The organism is Acinetobacter sp. 24-47-66 (assembly GCF_056779755.1).
In genome coordinates this window covers 47,144-64,638 of record NZ_JBWYIL010000014.1, presented here as the reverse complement: position 1 = coordinate 64,638, position 17,495 = coordinate 47,144, and the positions used below count along the sequence as shown (strand labels likewise).

The window sequence follows — 17,495 nt, the reverse complement described above, 5'->3', positions numbered from 1 at the left end:
CCTAGATCCAACCTATTCAGCTAAATCCTTGTTTTTCAACAAGTTTTAATCAACATCACCGCCGATGGATGTGCATTCTACAGCATTCCTCTCCCAATGCAACCTCTTTTTTAAAATTTAATTATATTTTCTTAACAAGTGATTATATTTTCTACAAAATCACTCTTTTTTCACGGTTAATTCACATTTTTTGTGCAAATATACTTTAGTAAACTGCTTTCAACTCTCGCTATAATGGCGTTATTCTGTTCGTACTTACTATTTATTTAATAAGACTAATATTCAGCTTTTATTCTAGGATGTTTTTATGCAGTACTCTCAACTTCTTTGGGTCAGTATGTTAAGTATTGGTTTAGCTGCACCCGCTTACGCCCAACAACCTGAGATTGCAGGCAATAAAGTTGCTGACGATACTGCATTATCTACATCTGATGAATTGTCTGCCACAAATGATAATAATCAGCCTTCAGACAACGATACTGCTAACGCCTCAAACCCTGCTTTAGAAAATTCAGTTAATACCAATGGATCTATCAAAGATTTAAAAAATTTAAAAATTGATAACTTCAAAGTCAATGCAACAGCAGCATTACCTGAAAATGAAAAAGATCCACTTCAACCTTTAAACAGACAAATCTATGCATTTAATGATGTTGTCGATCAAAATGTCTTGCGCCCTATAGCTGTGCAGTACGCTGATAAAATTCCAGAACAAGTTAGAGATTCAGTACGTGGCTTCCGAGACAATTTGGGTGAGCCATGGAATGCTGTAAATCAGGTTGCTCAAGGTCGCTTTAAACGTGCCGCACAAACGTTTGGTCGTTTTACATTAAATACAATTACAACGCTTGGTTTCGCTGATCCTGCACGTCGCTTATCTCTTCCGATGGAAGATGAGGATTTTGGAACTACTTTAGGCTATTACGGTGTCCCTTCTGGTCCTTACCTTGTTCTACCCTTTATGGGCCCAAGCACCTTCCGTGATACTGTTGGCCGCGTAGTAGATAGTCAAGCACGCCCTCAAAAATACCTACTCGATGGTCATGATCGTATTTATTATAGTGACTGGGCACTTAGCGCATTAGATACACGTGCTCAACTTTTAGAGATTGAACAAGTCTTGCAAGGTGATAAGTATGCAGCAATGCGTGATGCCTACTTACAACGAAAAAACTATGTTATTGCTGAAAAACGCGGTTTAGAAACTGGTTCTGGACTATTTATTGAAGATGATTTTTCAGATGATGAATCCTTCATGGATGAATCTATCGAATCTGAATAAAAGCCATATGTAAGTTAAAGTCTAAATCTTTTGTTTTTAGACTTTAACTTGGCGTTCGATATAAGTTCGTCTAAGATAGTTTTATAAATAAAGCATTTAGGATTGATTCTTTCATCTATGTATTTCATTCAACCCACTCGTGACATCCATCTTCTAGATAGCGTTCTAGAGGCTCTGCCGAGTTTACAAATGATTCATATAGATGATCTTCATCTTTACGATTCAACCATCATTGCCATTAGTGATGTTAATGATTTTCTGCAATATAAATGGACCCTCCCTACGATCGTGATAGGTCATGCAGATGAGGGACTTCAACTCTCGCAAGCATGGGAACTTGGCGCACTCGCTGGCTGGATTTGGGACCGTCTTCCAAAAGATCTCGCAAAATCGATTGCTAAAATTGAAGCAAAATACAAACGCAATCAGGACAGCCGCGACCTGCCCTCTGCAGCTGAATTACAAAAAAAACTATTACCCAACCCAATCGACCTACTTAATTATAAAGTCGAGACTTTATTTCAACCGTCAGCTTACTTATCTGGTGATTGGTATGATTATTGGAAACTCAGTGATCGTGAAATCTTATTTTATCTCGCGGATGTTTCTGGACATGGTGTAACAAGCTCACTTCTTACCTCTTGGATGGCTGCATTTCACGGTAGATCGAAAACCCCACGAGAACTTCTCAAAAAACTTAATGGCATGCTTTTGCAAGAGAACATTGAAAAGCATATTACAATGATTGCAGGCACATTGAATCTAGAGACCCACCAACTTAAGTGGTCCAGCGCAGGGCATTACCCTCCAGCAATTATCTTTGAACCTAATCAGGATGCTCGTATCCTCAACACCAGCAGTTTCCCCTTAGGGCTTACTGAAGACCTCGAAATTGAAGAGTTTGAATGTACGTTGAATCGTGGAGCTCGTTTTATTATTTGCTCAGATGGTGCGCTTGAACCTTTTGATGGTGGTTTGAATGAACAATTCACCCAATTGGTCTATCACTTGCAAAATCAATCATTCGAAGTTCCTGAACATGTTGCAGATGATATTGCAATACTCAGCTTCCAACGTCTAAATTAAGTTAATAATCAATAGTGTAGCTGTTTAGAAATCGATCTACGACTGAAGACTACTTGAGTATCGACTTGCGCTATGTGATAATTTTAGCATCCTTTCTGCAAATGGCATTTATATGTCAACAGGTCATGTTGAATATGCAAGCTTGGATGGTACGCACATTTTCAAACTTATTGGAGAAGTGCGCGCTCAATCTTGTATAAGCCTTGATAAATTATTATCTCGGATTGAACAACAACAAAACGTCGTAGGCGCAATTGTTGATTTAACCCAAACTACATTCATAGACAGTACTGTGCTTGGAATCCTCGCAAAACTAGGATTAAAGCTCAAACAAGTGCATCAAGTTCAAGCTGTTATGTTATCTACTAACCCAGATATCACTACACTTGCGAACAGTATGGGTCTTGGTCAGGTTTTCGTAATTTTAAACTATTGCGGAGATCCGAATGTGTGCACGCGCGCTTTATTGGACGAACACATCACACATAATGCAATGCTTTCAACTGTATTAGATGCTCATCGTACATTAATGAAATTAAATGCTGATAATCAAAATATGTTCGAGCCTTTGGTTAAGCAATTAGAACAACAACAAGATACCATCGATCACAGCATCTGATATTCTCTTAAGCATACTGAGCGCTTAAGGAGAACCTCATGACAACCTTACTTTCTGTCACCCAAATGAACTCCCAAAATGATATTGAAAATAACTTTCAAGTCATTGAATCATTGTTAGCAAAAAGTAAGAATCAAGGGGCCTCCTTGATCGTTTTCCCGGAGAATTTCGTTTGTTTTGCGGCAGGCAAACAGCGTGAGACTGCTGAACGATTTGAAGAAATACAATCTCGTTTAGAACAACTTGCTCATCAATATCAAATGTGGATTGTTGCTGGGACACTCCCCTGTCCTTTTCGCCCAGACGGCACCATTGTGCCAGATAGTCGTGTCAGAACAACCAGTCTTTGTATTAGCCCTGAAAAGACAGAAGCACGTTATGACAAGATTCATTTATTCGATGTTCAAGTCGGTGATGCGGTAGGTGGATATCAAGAATCTAAGTATTTTGAACCAGGTGATCAAACCGTCATTGCTAAAACTCCATTTGGCAATATTGGTTTAATGGTCTGCTATGACCTTCGTTTTCCTGAACTTGCTTTAAAGCTGCGCGCACAAGGCGCAAATATTTTAACAGCACCTTCTGCTTTTACTTACACGACAGGTCAAATGCACTGGCAATTACTTTTACAAGCTCGTGCCATGGATAGTCAATGCCAAGTTTTAGGCTCAGCTCAACAAGGGTGGCACGGTGAAAAAAGACAAACCTGGGGTCACTCTGGTGCTGCGAATTCTCGTGGTCAATTGTTAGATATCATCTCTGAAGAAGGTGCTCAAATGATTACAGTTCCGTTTGACATCGATGCACAGAAAAAAATTAGAGAATCGATGCCATTAATTCAGCATCGTAAACTTATTCAGCTTTGACCTGCTCAGACATAAAAATTGAATACCAAGCTTTACAAAATTACCGCTTATCATTCCTTTTAAATCAGAGAGTATAGATATTCACCTATACTCTATCTGGAAGGAATCATGTCATTAGAAAAAGTTGTTTATACCGCACATGCAAAAGCTACTGGTGGGCGTGATGGTCGTGCTACATCATCAGATCAAATTTTAGATGTTCAGCTCGCTGTACCAAAAGAAATGGGTGGTCCCGGTGGTGGAACAAATCCAGAGCAATTATTTGCTGCTGGTTATTCTGCATGTTTCTTAGGTGCGATGAAATTTGTTGCCAACCGCGATAAATTGAAAATCACACCAAATGCTTATATTGAAGGCGAAGTGAGTATTGGTCCTATTCCAACTGGTTTTGGAATAGCAGCCACTTTAAATATTCATCTGGAAGGCTTGGATAAAGAGGAAGCTCAAAAGCTGGTAGATGCTGCTCATATCGTTTGCCCATATTCAAATGCAACACGTGGCAATATTGATGTGACCTTGAATGTGATTGTTTGATCCAGTTGTTTCAATCCTAAAAATCACGCTGAGATGCATATGCATCTCAGCTTTTTTGTGGTTATAAGTTAATTTCAACTTAGAAAAAGAAATTTTATATTAGGTGGGATCAAGTAGATTTATGTGTATCTAAAGGAATAATGACTCTTTGCCTCAGCTTGCAGTAATCAGTCCTGCAGCTTAATTTAAAGAAAAATAGTGATTTGGAGATACCTCCACTAACTAGTTCAGTATCTCCAAAATTTCCGTCTTCAACTATATCAATTCAAAAGTACATATGTCTTTTTGACTATTACTCTTTTAATCTAGCAAGTAAACTATTTAAAAAGTATTGCTAAGTCAATTAAGGCGGGCGTTGTAATTGAGCCGATCATTGACTTCATAACACTAGGCGTCCCATTAACGGAAATAGCTGGACGTGCACGAGGAGTTGTAAGTGCTGTATCGCTATTTAGATCTATACGGTATAGGATAGAAGCACCATTATTGTTGCTTATCGCCGCTAGAGCTAATCCATTATCACCACCAGCAATATCGAAACCATCATTCAAGCTTAAGTTCACGCCAAGACTACCTAATCTCACCAATGTTCCATCATTGGGTGGAACTTGCTTCGTCAGTAACTGATTGGCCTGATCTAGATTAAATAATTCGGTGCTAAGAGCTGAAATAGGTGTTTTAAAACTGTTGGTATATGCCGCAGCGCTAATCACTGCATTTGTGATCCCATTAATTTTGCCATCTTGAATGGTTTCACCCGTATCGACATTGATTCGCAGATTTTGCCCTGAATTACTGATGACTCTTAAACGGTCAGCCGTTGGATTGAAGTCAACAGCAAACTGTGTGCCGTCTAGAGTACTAAAGTTACTACCCGTGCCTGCTTTAAGTGCAGTCACAAGTGTTGCAACACCAGAATTTGGGTTAATGGTATACAAGTTTGCTTGATTAGTTAAACCATATAGTGTATCGGATTTATCAGTAGCAGTACGTAATCTAAAATCAATACCTACGAATTTTTCATTGACCAATACGCCTGTAATTTTTTGTTCGGTCGTATCATTTGGACTATTGATTTCAAATCTAATTAAAGAATTATTATTGGTCAACCCAATTCCTTTTGAAGTGGTTTCTTCTGCTCGATTAAGCGCAATCCCACGAATGGAGGTTTGACGATATTCGTTAGGCAAGTCGCTTGTCTCAAAAATAGCGTTATTGGTCGTTCCGACTTGAGCAAGATTAACTTGAAATAGTTTATATGCACCCGAGACTTTTAATGCAGCAAAACCAATATTATTTATTGGGTCTATATCAAAACCACCGTTATTCGATACATCCTGACCTAAGGGTGCAGAGATACCTAATGTTCCGGCATTTGCATTTTGCAGATAAATGCGATCTGTCGAAGATTCGATACTGTATAATTTTGTACTTGCCGTTCCAGCAAAAGCATTGGTATAAGCTGCGGCACTTACTTCGGTTGTAGCATCACCAACCCGACTAATTTCTCCATCGGTGATGGTGAGACCTGTATCAACATTAACTCTTAGGTTTTGACCATCTTGACCAATAATTCTTAGACGATCCGCAGCAGGGTTGAAATTCACGCTAAGCGCATCAGGATTGGAAGTAATTTTACTAAAAGCTGCATTACCATCTGTCGTATCTGCTGGATCAGCTGTCATTTTAATAACGAATTTTGCTACTCCAGAACTTGGATTTAACGTGTAAATATTACCCAACAAACCTACTGCATATAACTTTCCATCACTTGGACGATGGTCCATTCCAACCAGTTGATCCCCAGAAACTAAACCTGAAATTTTAATATTTGAAATCAGCGAACTAGGTTGGTCATGATTGAGTGAGCTAATCATACCGTCACTGGTCAGTACCAAGAGATTACCAGTAGCATTTGTTGGAGGAATAGGCTCAGATGAATTTGAATCATTACATCCAACTAATCCGATACCACCGAGTACGGTGAGGGTGCAGATGAGTGTTTTGAGTTCCATGTATAATTTTCCTTAATTACTGATATTTGATTTTGAAGAACTTCTGATTACACGGTTCAATATGTAAAACAACTCAGCTTTGCTGAGAAACACGTCGAGGTATCTTTAGACTTGGAAAGGATCATTCTCTATAGTTAAGCATGTAGAATACATAGAAATGTAGATCTTCAAGTTCAATGTCTGTCGCATGTTAATTAACCATATGTTTTTATTATTTTTTAGTAAATATATGTTTTATAGCTATTGTTTTGTATTGTTAGATCTATTTGGTAATACTTCACAGATTTTTCACATTATGTATGAAACCAAATGCAAAATTAAATTATCACATTGCAAAATCTAAATATTACATAATCTTTAATTTTGTAAAATAATTTTAGTGAGATGTCTTACAGTAATGGCGTTTTGACATAAGATAATTCATAAATATTCCTATAATTGACCTTATAAACCTTATTCAAAATTATTTTTATTTATGAATGTAATTCATTACCTTATGCGAATGCGAAATGCCCAACTATTATAATTGGGCTCTTTTGTTGAATCCTCAGCTTTCGAGCTTACTTTCAAATCAGCGCTTCTTCGTTTTATCGAGAATTATTAAATAATCTCTGAATCACTCCGCCGCTTCATTTGTTACTCGAAGTACTTCCTCTAATGTACTCTTACCTTCAAGCACCTTTCGTAACCCATCATCACGTATCGAACCTGACTGCTGACGAGCATAGTTTTCAACTTCAAACTCTGCAGCATTCCCATGAATCAGACGGCGCATTCCATCATCAACAGGGACGATTTCATAAATGGCGGTACGACCACTAAAACCTGTATGCGCACAATGTTCACATCCCTCTGGTTGAGGCAGATTGAGTGCAGTACCATCATGGACATTCTTAAAAATTTCTTTTTCAAAATCATCCGCGGCACGCCAACTATGACAATGCGAACACAAAGTACGAACCAATCGTTGCGCAATCACACCAATTAAAGAACTCGATAGAAGGAATGGCTCAATTCCCATGTCTTTTAAACGCGTCACTGCACCAATCGCAGTATTGGTATGCAACGTCGACAATACCAAGTGACCCGTCAAGGATGCTTGCACAGCAATTTCTGCAGTTTCTAAATCTCGGATCTCCCCCACCATTACCACATCTGGATCTTGACGAAGCATCGCTTTCAATGCACGCGCAAATGTCATATCCACTTTAGTGTTAACCTGAGTTTGTCCAATACCTTCAAGTTGATATTCAATTGGATCTTCCGCGGTCAAAATATTCTTAGATCCGTCATTTAAATCCGAGAGTGCAGCATAAAGTGTCGTCGTTTTACCAGAACCTGTCGGTCCGGTCACGAGAATGATACCGTGAGGACGATGCACTAATTGGGTTAATCGCTCGTAATCATCTTTCATCAGACCCAAATGGGTCATATTTAAACGACCTGCTTGCTTGTCTAAAAGACGCATTACTACGCGCTCACCATGTGAAGAGGGTAAAGTCGAAACACGGACATCCACCTCACGACCTGCCAGTCGTAAAGAGATACGACCATCCTGAGGAATTCGCTTTTCAGCAATATCAAGTTTTGCCATTACTTTAATACGTGAAACTAACAATGGGGCAAGTTCACGACGTGGTTGCACGATTTCTCGAAGTTGCCCATCAACACGTAAACGAACCGATAACTTTTTTTCAAAAGCTTCAATATGTATATCTGATGCACTCACTCGAATGGCTTCGGACAATAATGCGTTAATCAATCTAACAATCGGAGCATCGTCTTCCTGATCCATCAGATCTTCTGCTTCAGGTACTTGATCGGCTAAACTTAACAAGTCAGGATGATCTTCTAAACCAGCAGCCACTTGCTGAGACTCGCCTGTCTCGCCAGCATAACTTGAACTGAGTAACTGACTAAAATCTTGTTCAGTCGCCAATTGATATTTGGCTGTATGCCCCACGTAACGGCGTGCTTCTTGCAAAGCAACCAAAGCAGTATCTTGACGACGGACAATAAAAACTTGATCCCCTTCATAACGCAACAAAACGCCATGCTTTTTTGCAAAACTATACGGTATTTGTATTTGTTTAAGTACTTGCATAAGGGATGATAATCATGATTAAAATTACCTCGAGTGTACTCTAAGCATTTGACAGCGTGAAGACAGTTTTTTAATGAATTTATTTAAGGATATTCCCTATTGTCACTAGATCAGAAACTTGAGCAAAACCCTTCGACTTTAAGATGGTGGGGTGAGCAGCATTTTGAACTCAATCAAGTGCGTGCTTGGCAATTTGGTTCATTGCTCTTTCGACTCACTCGTGGCTTACAAGAATGGCGCATGGAGTACTACCGTCCTCAAATTCAATACGACTACGAACAAAAGTGGCAGGAAATGGATGACCCCCATTTTTCATTTCCTCGTCCAGTACATGTTGAACGTTACATGTTCAGGGAAACTCACCCTAAAATTCAATTGATACCACGTCTTGCAGATCGATCTGTGGTGATCCGTCCTGTAGACCCAATATACATTCCAGCTGGTCAACGTGGCACGCTTTATATTAGTACCCCTCTGTGGCTTTCAGGTTATGTCGAAAGTCAAAAGACCCCATTATTCGATATACCGGTCATTATGCCTAAAGATACATGGTTCGGACCTGATCAACGCAGTGGTGAAATGTGTTACGCCACTTCAGTTGATGGTCGAACAGAACTCAAACAACTTCGTCCACGTGCATTTCGTGCAGTCACTCCAATTGACTTTCACAATGTCAGTGGACATCAACTCCGTTTCGATCGAATGAATGTACCTGTTCCTGCCCTGCCTTTGTTTTATAGTGAAAGTACAGAGCGATTATGGACGTCACAAATTAAAGTCATTCACGAAGGGATGGATCGACCAGCACGTATTCGTATTGAAAATCGCACCCCACCATTGGCTGGTGATGTAATTTATGTCAATCCAGCACGTGCCCCAGGTAGTACTTTATTTAACATGTTTGATTCATTCTTCTAAGGGGGGCATATGGCAGATAGTCTTACCGGCACCATTGCTGATAGCCTCAAAAGTATATTTACCAATATCAATACGGATCGCCTAACTGAAATTATTATTGCGATTGTGCTTTGCTTTATTGGATTCCTTTTTGCTCGAGTCGTTTCCAATACTTTTGTGAGAACGATCGGCGCCAAATTTAATGCTCATCAGCGTTTGGTATGGCGGCGCGGTATTTTTTATTTTATTTTCCTCATCTTTGTGATGGCGAGTTTAAAAGAAGCAGGTTTTAAATTAAGTGTATTTCTAGGTGCCGCTGGTATTTTGACCGTAGCACTGGGTTTTGCATCTCAAACCTCTGCGACGAACTTGATCAGCGGTTTATTCTTGATTGGTGAAGGTTCTTTTGAAATTGGTGACACCATTCAAATTACGTTAATTCGTGGACATACCATCGAAGGTGAAGTGATCTCCATTGATTTACTGTCTGTCAAATTACTGACTCAAGATAATGTCTATGTCCGTTTACCTAATGAGCAATTAATTCGTGCTCCCGTACACAACCTTTCTAAATTCCCGATACGGCGCATCCCCATTACACTTGCAATCAACTTTCATGAAGACATCATTAAAGTACGAGAAGTTTTATTAAAAGTGGCAAACAGCTATCCTTTAGTGTTAGCAGATCCCAAACCTGCTGTAACGGTAACCGCATTCCGTGAATCTTCAATCGAATTGTTATTCGCCATTTGGTGCCAACAGGAAAACTTTTTAAAAGTGCGTGATGAAATGCAAGAGCGGATTCGAAACGGTTTTGTTGATCACCATATTGAAATTCCTGTACCTAAAATGGGTTTTGTTGATCGCCCTCCACAACCCTCGTTAACAGATGAGGAAATAGACCAATACGCCAATGCTAAGGAAATCAAAAGAGAGCCTAAATTATAATGAATTAAGGTTAATGCTTGATCTCAGGATCAAGCATTAGTCTCTTCTACTCGTTTTTGCTCTGGCGCTGGAGCGATGTACGCAATAATCAACATTAATCCTCCCGCGCCTAAAAATGATAAAACTCGACTTAGAGTGCCGATATGGGATAAATCTAACAACACCAACTTAAAAGTCACGATCGCCAAAATACTTGCACCAAACATCCATACCACTCGATTATGGTTGATAGCGGCATATTTCATCACAATGAATGCCATGACCACCCACAATAATGTCAACGCCAATTGCACTGCAGAATCTTGCCAAATGATCCACTGGTTATAAGGTGTAGCAAAATAAAAATGTAAGGCTCTAAGAAGTACATTACTACTTACCCATAGCACAGCGAGTAAGATCAAGAATGCGCCAAGTGTTCGCTCTAGCCCCATTCTGATTTGACTGCGAAGCACCTGAATAAGCACCCACAAACCAGTCAGACTGACGAAATCAATAGGGTTTAAGATTGGGATAAAATATTTCCAAAAGGGTTCTACCACCCAAATTTGTGAGCTGACAATCCAGCACAACAATAAAATGAGGCTAGTCTTAGTTAACCAAAGCTTATTCAAGTCTGTTGTTTTAGAAACACTATAGCCATAAAGTATCAAAGGTAAAAGGACAGCTCCCATCATAGGTGACATTGAAACTACACCCACGCTGGCACAAGCTAAAGAAGCGAGTCCACCAAAGGCGATCCATTCATTTTCATACTGAGCATTTGAAATTGGTTTTAACCACAGATAGCTCAGGCCCAAACAAGCCAAGATAAACAAGCCTTGCGCACCAAATGACTGCCAGACGATGACTCCTTGAGTGTATTGATCGATCAGCATAATAGCTGCGAACACTACAATAGGAATCAGCCCCAACCATTTTGGTAATAACCATGACCATGAGACTACTTGGCGCGGTTGTAAGACTAAATTAGCAGCAAAATAAATCGCAGTTGTGAATGCAAGTGTGTAGATTAATCTCATCGGTTCACTAAAACTTTCCACACCTTGATAAAGCAGTAAAAGACTCGCAAAAAAAGAAAAAATAGACAGGAAAATTTTATCTGACAGTGTCAGCTGTTTTTGATAACGCATAACAACATTGGAGACCGCAATCGCAAGGATATAACTTAGACCTAGTAACCATGGGATGATATTTGGAATTGATGCTAACTCGATCAAATAGTATAAATACGAAAATAATCCAACTGCTAACAACGCATAACCTAATGTTCGCCCTACCCTAAACTCACGATGCAAGCCCCACATTAAAATAAGCAGTCCTTCAATGATCCACCCGATCACACTCCATGCTTGTGGAATCAAGATCGGCGGGATAAAACTTAGAAAAATAAAACCTAACATTAAATAATTTTGTTTAATCGCCGTATCAAATTTTGCGTGCTGCACAACTTTAAAAATCGCAAAGTGAGTCAATGCAAAACCCAAACACAAGGCAATTTGAACCGATGTTTGATCTAAATACATGAGATGTAAAAATGCATATGCGACCAAGGGACTGACATAAATCAATGCGGAGTCAATAATACGCTGACCTAAATGAGCCTGATTTTGATGTGTAGCGAGCTGGTTAAATCTGAAACCCAACCAAATAAATACACTCGCATGTGCAATAACTAGACAGGATAAAACGAATCTCTCTGCAACACCGCCATTCAAAAAGGCATAACCACCACCGATAACAACAATGAGCAGCAACGCTATTTGAGTGAGTATTTTCCATGGATGTAATGTACAAATTACACCTACAACACTATTGACCGCTAGATAATAAGACAGTAATTGAGCTGAGGAAAAATCTGCATGAGGTAATGTGAACGGTGCAATATAAGCAACCAAAACTCCCATCTGGGAAAGCTCCACTGACCGCTGTTTTAAAATCAGTATGACCAACGACAGCATGCTCAAGCTGTAAAGCGTAATCGTATTAATGAGATTTAACAGATCATAGTGATAAGCAAATAGAATACTTAATAACAATCCCGCAAAACCCAGTCCTTGTAAAGCAAGACCAAAGCCGCGGTTTTTTTTCTGTATATGATAACCAAAGGCAACACATATGACGGCGATGACAGCAACAGCCAAAAGTTTGATTGAAAGACTTAAGGTCCAATGTTCAACCATATATCTCAATAATAAGACGACCCCAATCACTAGGACGGTAATCGCAACTTTGAGAACAGGATTACCATGAAAGATCCATCGTCTGATTTGCATCCCAAAACCCAAATCATGCTGCTGATTTGTCTGGATTCCCTCTGAATCTTGTAAAATACTTGTGGTGCTGGTCTGATCGTCTCGATCTAGTTTTATTAGCTTTTCCTGCAAAGCACCGATTTGAATTAATCGACCCTCAAGTTGTCGCAACCAGTTTAGAAAAAAATAAATCCAGAGTGTTAAACCTAATCCAACCAACCATGTCCAATCGAACAAGCTGCCAATTAGTGCAAGAAATGACGAAATATATAAGGGCAATCGTGATGTATTCTGTTTCGAATAATGAGTCTGTTGCTCAATGTTGGTAAGCGGTTTTTCAATATGATGGGCATATTGCATAACACTTATGAGGAATGCAGCAACACATAAAAACATAATGATCGGCAACGCTAGAACCCAAGTACTGATCGCTACTATGATGAGTAGCATCAACCAAATCATTTTTATTTCACTATATTGCTTCAGCATACACATCATTCCTTTTTAGCTAGATTGATGATACCTCAGCAAGAATTGGCATTTTGCGTTTTTCATCGCATATTCTGTACACTTGATTGCAAATCTTGTATCAGCGCAACTGCTGAAAATCACGTACAATGAAAAAGTTAATTGGATTAGGAACGTTTCAATGCCACCATTTGTCTTGGTCGATGGGTCATATTTTTTATTTCGTGCTTATCACGCACTACCACCGCTAACGACGTCAACAGGTTTACAAACCAACGCAATTCGCGGAGCTATTTCTGCTATCCAAAAGTTAATGCGTCGTGTTCAACCTACACACATGGCTGTCATTTTTGACACACCTGAACCAACTTTCCGTCATCAACTTTCCCCAATATATAAAGGGGATCGACCGAGCATGCCTGACGAACTCGCTCAACAAATTCCGTATTTACATAATTTAATTCGTGCTTTAGGTATCCCACTCCATGCCATACCTGGTGCGGAAGCCGATGATATCATAGGTACGCTGGCAAAACGCGCAGAAAAAGAAGGCTATCAAGTCTTGATTTCCACAGGCGATAAAGACATGGCTCAATTGGTCACGGACAAAGTAACACTTGAAGACAGTTTTAAAGACAAGCCCATGGATGTGAATGGCGTTTTTGAAAAGTTTGGTGTTTGGCCGAACCAAATTATTGATTATTTAACCCTCATGGGAGATGCCTCTGACGGCATCATGGGCGTTCCTGGTATCGGGGCAAAGACTGCGGCTAAACTGCTGAATGAATATGGTTCAATTGGTGGCATTCTTGAAAATGTCGATAAAATTAAAGGCAAAGTAGGTCAAAATATTAAAGACAATGTAGATGGTATTGCGCTAGATCATCAGCTAGCAAGTATTGTTTGTGACTTAGACATGAATCTGACCTACGATGATCTTAAACTCCGAGATCCAAATGTTGCAGAGTTACGTCAGCTTTACACCGAACTTGAGTTTAGAAATCAACTTCAGTCTTTAGATCATCCCAACAATCCAAATAATGCTGCGTATAAACAATCAAGTCAAGTTGTCGCAAAACCGAGTACTGCAACATCGAAAATCGAAGACCAAGCGGTTCAGACTAGTGTAGATGATCAGCTTGGCGAGGCAACTTACCATACCGTTTTAACACCAGCGGATTGGGAAAAACTCTTTCAAAGATTGACTACTGAGAAACGTTTTGCTTTCGATACTGAAACCACAAGTTTAGATTATCGTGTTGCAGAGATGGTAGGCTTCTCTGTGGCATTTGATGCCCAAGATGCATATTACGTTCCGCTTGCTCACGATTATGAAGGTGCTCCAGAGCAATTGGATCGCGACGCTATTATTGCGCAAATCAAACCAATTTTAGAAAACGCTGAGATTGAGAAGATTGGTCATCATTTAAAATATGATGCTCATATTCTCGAAAATCATGGAATTCATTTACAAGGCTGGTACTTTGACACCATGCTTGCCTCGTACGTGCTCAATGCTGTGGCGACGCGCCATGGTATGGATGACGTTGCGCGCGTTTATCTTAGCCACTTAACCACTACTTACGAACAAGTGGCGGGCAAAGGTGCTAAACAAAAAACCTTTAATCAAATTGAAATCGAAACAGCAGCTCATTATGCCGCTGAAGATGCCCATGTAACCTATCGTTTGTATGAGGTATTGGAGCGTAAGCTTAAAGAAATCCCAGAGCTTCTCAATATTCTTCATCAAATCGAAATGCCGACAGCTGCAGTTCTGACGACGATGGAAGAAAATGGAATTCAGCTCGATTTGAGTTTCCTCGATCAATTGGGTCAAGAATTTTCTAATACAATTCTAGAGTTAGAAAATCAGATTATTGAAATCGCGGGTCAACCTTTCAATGTCAGCTCACCTAAGCAGGTGGGTGATATTCTTTTTGATAAGTTAGGTTTAAAAGGTGGTAAGAAAACTTCAACAGGTCAATACAGTACCAGCGAAAGCATTCTTGAGAAAATTGATCACCCGATCGCTGCACTTATTTTAGAATATCGCGGCTTGTCTAAGTTAAAAAGTACCTATACTGACGGTTTAATCAAACAAGCCAATAACGAAAGTCATCGTGTTCATACCAGCTACCATCAAGCTTTAACCGCAACTGGACGATTATCTTCTACTGATCCTAATCTTCAGAATATTCCAATTCGCGAAGAGATCGGTCGTCAAATCCGAAAAGCTTTTGTTGCACCTGAAGGTCGGGTTTTACTTGCTGCCGATTACTCACAAATTGAACTACGTCTTATGGCACATTTTTCACAAGATGAGGCTTTAGTTGACGCGTTTAATCACGGCCAAGATGTTCATCGCCGTACTGCAGCAGAAGTATTAAATATTGCTTTGGATGATGTAACCAATGATCAACGTCGCCAAGCCAAGGCCGTCAACTTTGGATTACTTTATGGCATGTCTGAGTTTGGTTTAACACGTCAATTGGGATTCACACGCGAAGAATCTCAAAATTACATTAAACAATATTTCCATCGCTATCCTGGCATTTATGAATATATGCAACGCACACGACAAGTCGCATTAGAACAAGGCTTTGTTGAAACCATTACAGGGCGACGCTTATACACACCAGATATCGATGCGCGCAATATGATGATTCGAAAGGCAGCTGAACGCGCTGCAATTAATGCGCCTCTTCAAGGTTCTGCTGCGGAGATTATCAAAATGGCAATGATCGAAGTAGATAAAATTCTACCTAAAGATCAGGCCAAATTATTATTGCAAGTTCACGATGAATTAGTGTTTGAGGTAGATGAAGCGATCGCTGACGAGATCGCTATTAAAATCGCAGATGCAATGCAACGTGTTGTTCAACTCTCTGTGCCACTTGTTGTTGAAGTCGGCAAAGGGAAAAACTGGGGTGAAGCGCACTAATTTCTAAGATTCTTAGATTGTAAAAAAGGACTCAAATGAGTCCTTTTTTATGAAATTGTTTAAATCCACAATTTAGATTTAACCAATTGATTTCAACATGATTTCAGCAATATAAAGTGTAAAGAATGCAAGGATTGGAGAAAGATCAATCATCCCTAAATTTGGCATTACTTTACGGAATGGTGCCAACATCGGTTCAGCTAATTCTTGAATCACTTCAATATAAGGTGAACGTGTTTGTGAAAACATTAAAATCCAACTACAGATAATGTAAGCGAACAGCAAATATTTAAGAATTGAAATTAATGCCTGCAACATTGAAAGTACTGTTGAACCAATAAAGTACAATGCATCGCCTGTTGGTAAGGCATTTAAATATTTATAGCCAAATACCTTAAGAAAATACAACAATACGATCAGCACTAAAGCTGCTAGATTTACACGCCCCTGTGCCACAGTTGGCAAGATTCGTCCAAACACATCTACAATTCTAGTTGCTTTCACTGTCGATAGCACAACAGGGTTATATGGACTGACTGCCGCCAATTGCATTAAAAAACGGAAAAATACCAATAAAATCGCAACATTAATGATAATGTCAAAAAATAGCGCAGAGTTCGCACCCATACTTCAATTTTCCTAAAATTTAGTTATTTAGAACTATCACTTAATTCCTGAGCGAGCTCCTGACTGCGTTTTTTTGCAGCCGCAAGAGCAGCCTGAATATTCTGTGAAATTTGCGCTCGATCAAAAACTTCCAAGGCTGCTTGAGTTGTACCATTTGGTGATGTCACATTTTTACGCAGTTCAGATGGCGTATTAGAACTGGTGATCGCCATTTGCGCAGCACCGAGAGCTGTTTGTAGCGTTAAGGCTGTTGCAGTTTTCTCATCCAAGCCTAAATTTTTCCCAGCACGAATCATACTTTCCATCATATAGAAGAAATACGCTGGACCTGAACCCGATACCGCAGTTACTGCATCAATTTGCTCTTCTGAGTTTACCCAAAGTGTTAAGCCTGTTGCAGCTAAAATCTGACTTGCCAATTCACGCTTTGCTTGATCAACAACGTCATGTGCATATAAACCATGGGCACCTGTTTGAACCAATGCAGGTGTATTAGGCATGACACGAACGATAAACTCCGTCCCCGTTAATGCAGCAATCGTTGCAATTTCAGCCCCTGCTACAATCGAAACAATTAACTTATTCTCAAATTTACCTTTTAACGGTTTAAGGACTTGTGCCAGTACTTGTGGTTTCACCGCCAGAACAACAACATCAGCATTTTGGATCGCGTCTTCATTATTGTCTGTAACTTGAATTTCTTTTTCTTTTAATAACTCTCTCACACGTTCTACAGGATCGGAAACTGTAATACGCGTTGTTGGTAAACCACGACTAATCAACCCTCCAATTAGGGCTTGAGCCATATTACCACCACCAATGAAACAAATATTACAGTTTAACGCAACACTCATGA

13 protein-coding genes are annotated in these 17,495 nt (G+C 39.6%); 8 read left to right on the top strand and 5 right to left on the bottom strand.

The genetic code is table 11. The features are described from left to right. The first annotated feature begins 307 nt into the window (after positions 1-307). From AC1M84_RS12160 to AC1M84_RS12140, 5 genes are all read left to right on the top strand, one after another. Entirely contained in the window at positions 308-1,282 is a 975-nt protein-coding gene (locus tag AC1M84_RS12160) for an MlaA family lipoprotein (RefSeq protein ID WP_481593346.1), read from the top strand. A 117-nt stretch (positions 1,283-1,399) separates the two neighbouring features. Further along, complete coding sequence (gigA, locus tag AC1M84_RS12155) at positions 1,400-2,368, top strand: RsbU family protein phosphatase GigA (RefSeq protein WP_035268527.1); 969 nt, start codon at positions 1,400-1,402, stop codon at positions 2,366-2,368. Positions 2,369-2,480: 112 nt separating this feature from the next. Beyond that, positions 2,481-2,987: an anti-anti-sigma factor GigB gene (gigB, locus tag AC1M84_RS12150; RefSeq protein ID WP_035268529.1), complete on the top strand. Its 507-nt coding sequence runs from the start codon at positions 2,481-2,483 to the stop codon at positions 2,985-2,987. A gap of 38 nt (positions 2,988-3,025) precedes the next feature. Continuing rightward, complete coding sequence (locus tag AC1M84_RS12145) at positions 3,026-3,853, top strand: carbon-nitrogen hydrolase family protein (protein WP_481588732.1); 828 nt, start codon at positions 3,026-3,028, stop codon at positions 3,851-3,853. Positions 3,854-3,961: 108 nt separating this feature from the next. Then, on the top strand, positions 3,962-4,387 hold the full coding sequence (locus AC1M84_RS12140) for an organic hydroperoxide resistance protein (RefSeq protein WP_481588731.1): 426 nt from the start codon (positions 3,962-3,964) through the stop codon (positions 4,385-4,387). 317 nt (positions 4,388-4,704) lie between these two features. On the opposite strand, the gene AC1M84_RS12135 is transcribed toward AC1M84_RS12140, so the two are convergent. Together AC1M84_RS12135 and gspE are read right to left on the bottom strand one after the other, a co-directional pair. Beyond that, the gene (locus tag AC1M84_RS12135) at positions 4,705-6,402 is read right to left on the bottom strand and encodes a DUF4394 domain-containing protein (protein ID WP_481595074.1); all 1,698 of its coding nucleotides are present in this window, start codon (positions 6,400-6,402) and stop codon (positions 4,705-4,707) included. Between the two features lie 616 nt (positions 6,403-7,018). Next, positions 7,019-8,506 (bottom strand): type II secretion system ATPase GspE, encoded by a 1,488-nt coding sequence (gene gspE, locus AC1M84_RS12130; protein WP_481595073.1) that lies wholly within the window; start codon positions 8,504-8,506, stop codon positions 7,019-7,021. Positions 8,507-8,605: 99 nt separating this feature from the next. On the opposite strand from gspE, the gene AC1M84_RS12125 reads away from it, so the two are divergent. After that, positions 8,606-9,424, top strand: a complete 819-nt coding sequence (locus AC1M84_RS12125; protein ID WP_092768367.1) for a hypothetical protein — start codon at positions 8,606-8,608, stop codon at positions 9,422-9,424. Positions 9,425-9,433: 9 nt separating this feature from the next. Then, positions 9,434-10,351, top strand: coding sequence for a mechanosensitive ion channel family protein (locus AC1M84_RS12120; protein ID WP_035268545.1), 918 nt, complete (start codon positions 9,434-9,436; stop codon positions 10,349-10,351). A gap of 29 nt (positions 10,352-10,380) precedes the next feature. Here the strand turns inward: AC1M84_RS12120 and AC1M84_RS12115 are convergent, their stop codons facing one another. After that, the gene (locus AC1M84_RS12115; protein ID WP_481595072.1) at positions 10,381-13,092 is read right to left on the bottom strand and encodes a DUF2339 domain-containing protein; all 2,712 of its coding nucleotides are present in this window, start codon (positions 13,090-13,092) and stop codon (positions 10,381-10,383) included. A 160-nt stretch (positions 13,093-13,252) separates the two neighbouring features. Between AC1M84_RS12115 and polA the strand changes: the two genes are divergently transcribed. After that, positions 13,253-16,012: a DNA polymerase I gene (gene polA, locus AC1M84_RS12110; protein WP_481595071.1), complete on the top strand. Its 2,760-nt coding sequence runs from the start codon at positions 13,253-13,255 to the stop codon at positions 16,010-16,012. Between the two features lie 78 nt (positions 16,013-16,090). Here the strand turns inward: polA and AC1M84_RS12105 are convergent, their stop codons facing one another. Both AC1M84_RS12105 and proC read right to left on the bottom strand, forming a co-directional pair. Further along, positions 16,091-16,639 carry a YggT family protein gene (locus AC1M84_RS12105; RefSeq protein WP_481595070.1) on the bottom strand — a complete coding sequence of 183 codons (549 nt, stop codon included), beginning with the start codon at positions 16,637-16,639 and terminating at the stop codon, positions 16,091-16,093. A gap of 23 nt (positions 16,640-16,662) precedes the next feature. Then, positions 16,663-17,493: a pyrroline-5-carboxylate reductase gene (proC, locus tag AC1M84_RS12100; protein ID WP_179998602.1), complete on the bottom strand. Its 831-nt coding sequence runs from the start codon at positions 17,491-17,493 to the stop codon at positions 16,663-16,665. Positions 17,494-17,495: the final 2 nt, after the last annotated feature.

Coding starts and splice junctions, on each gene's coding strand:
- AC1M84_RS12160 (WP_481593346.1), top strand. CDS start 308: ATGCAGTACTCTCAACTTCTTTGGGTCAGTATGTTAAGTATTGGTTTA.
- gigA (WP_035268527.1), top strand. CDS start 1,400: ATGTATTTCATTCAACCCACTCGTGACATCCATCTTCTAGATAGCGTT.
- gigB (WP_035268529.1), top strand. CDS start 2,481: ATGTCAACAGGTCATGTTGAATATGCAAGCTTGGATGGTACGCACATT.
- AC1M84_RS12145 (WP_481588732.1), top strand. CDS start 3,026: ATGACAACCTTACTTTCTGTCACCCAAATGAACTCCCAAAATGATATT.
- AC1M84_RS12140 (WP_481588731.1), top strand. CDS start 3,962: ATGTCATTAGAAAAAGTTGTTTATACCGCACATGCAAAAGCTACTGGT.
- AC1M84_RS12135 (WP_481595074.1), bottom strand. CDS start 6,402: ATGGAACTCAAAACACTCATCTGCACCCTCACCGTACTCGGTGGTATC.
- gspE (WP_481595073.1), bottom strand. CDS start 8,506: ATGCAAGTACTTAAACAAATACAAATACCGTATAGTTTTGCAAAAAAG.
- AC1M84_RS12120 (WP_035268545.1), top strand. CDS start 9,434: ATGGCAGATAGTCTTACCGGCACCATTGCTGATAGCCTCAAAAGTATA.
- AC1M84_RS12115 (WP_481595072.1), bottom strand. CDS start 13,092: ATGCTGAAGCAATATAGTGAAATAAAAATGATTTGGTTGATGCTACTC.
- polA (WP_481595071.1), top strand. CDS start 13,253: ATGCCACCATTTGTCTTGGTCGATGGGTCATATTTTTTATTTCGTGCT.
- AC1M84_RS12105 (WP_481595070.1), bottom strand. CDS start 16,639: ATGGGTGCGAACTCTGCGCTATTTTTTGACATTATCATTAATGTTGCG.
- proC (WP_179998602.1), bottom strand. CDS start 17,493: ATGAGTGTTGCGTTAAACTGTAATATTTGTTTCATTGGTGGTGGTAAT.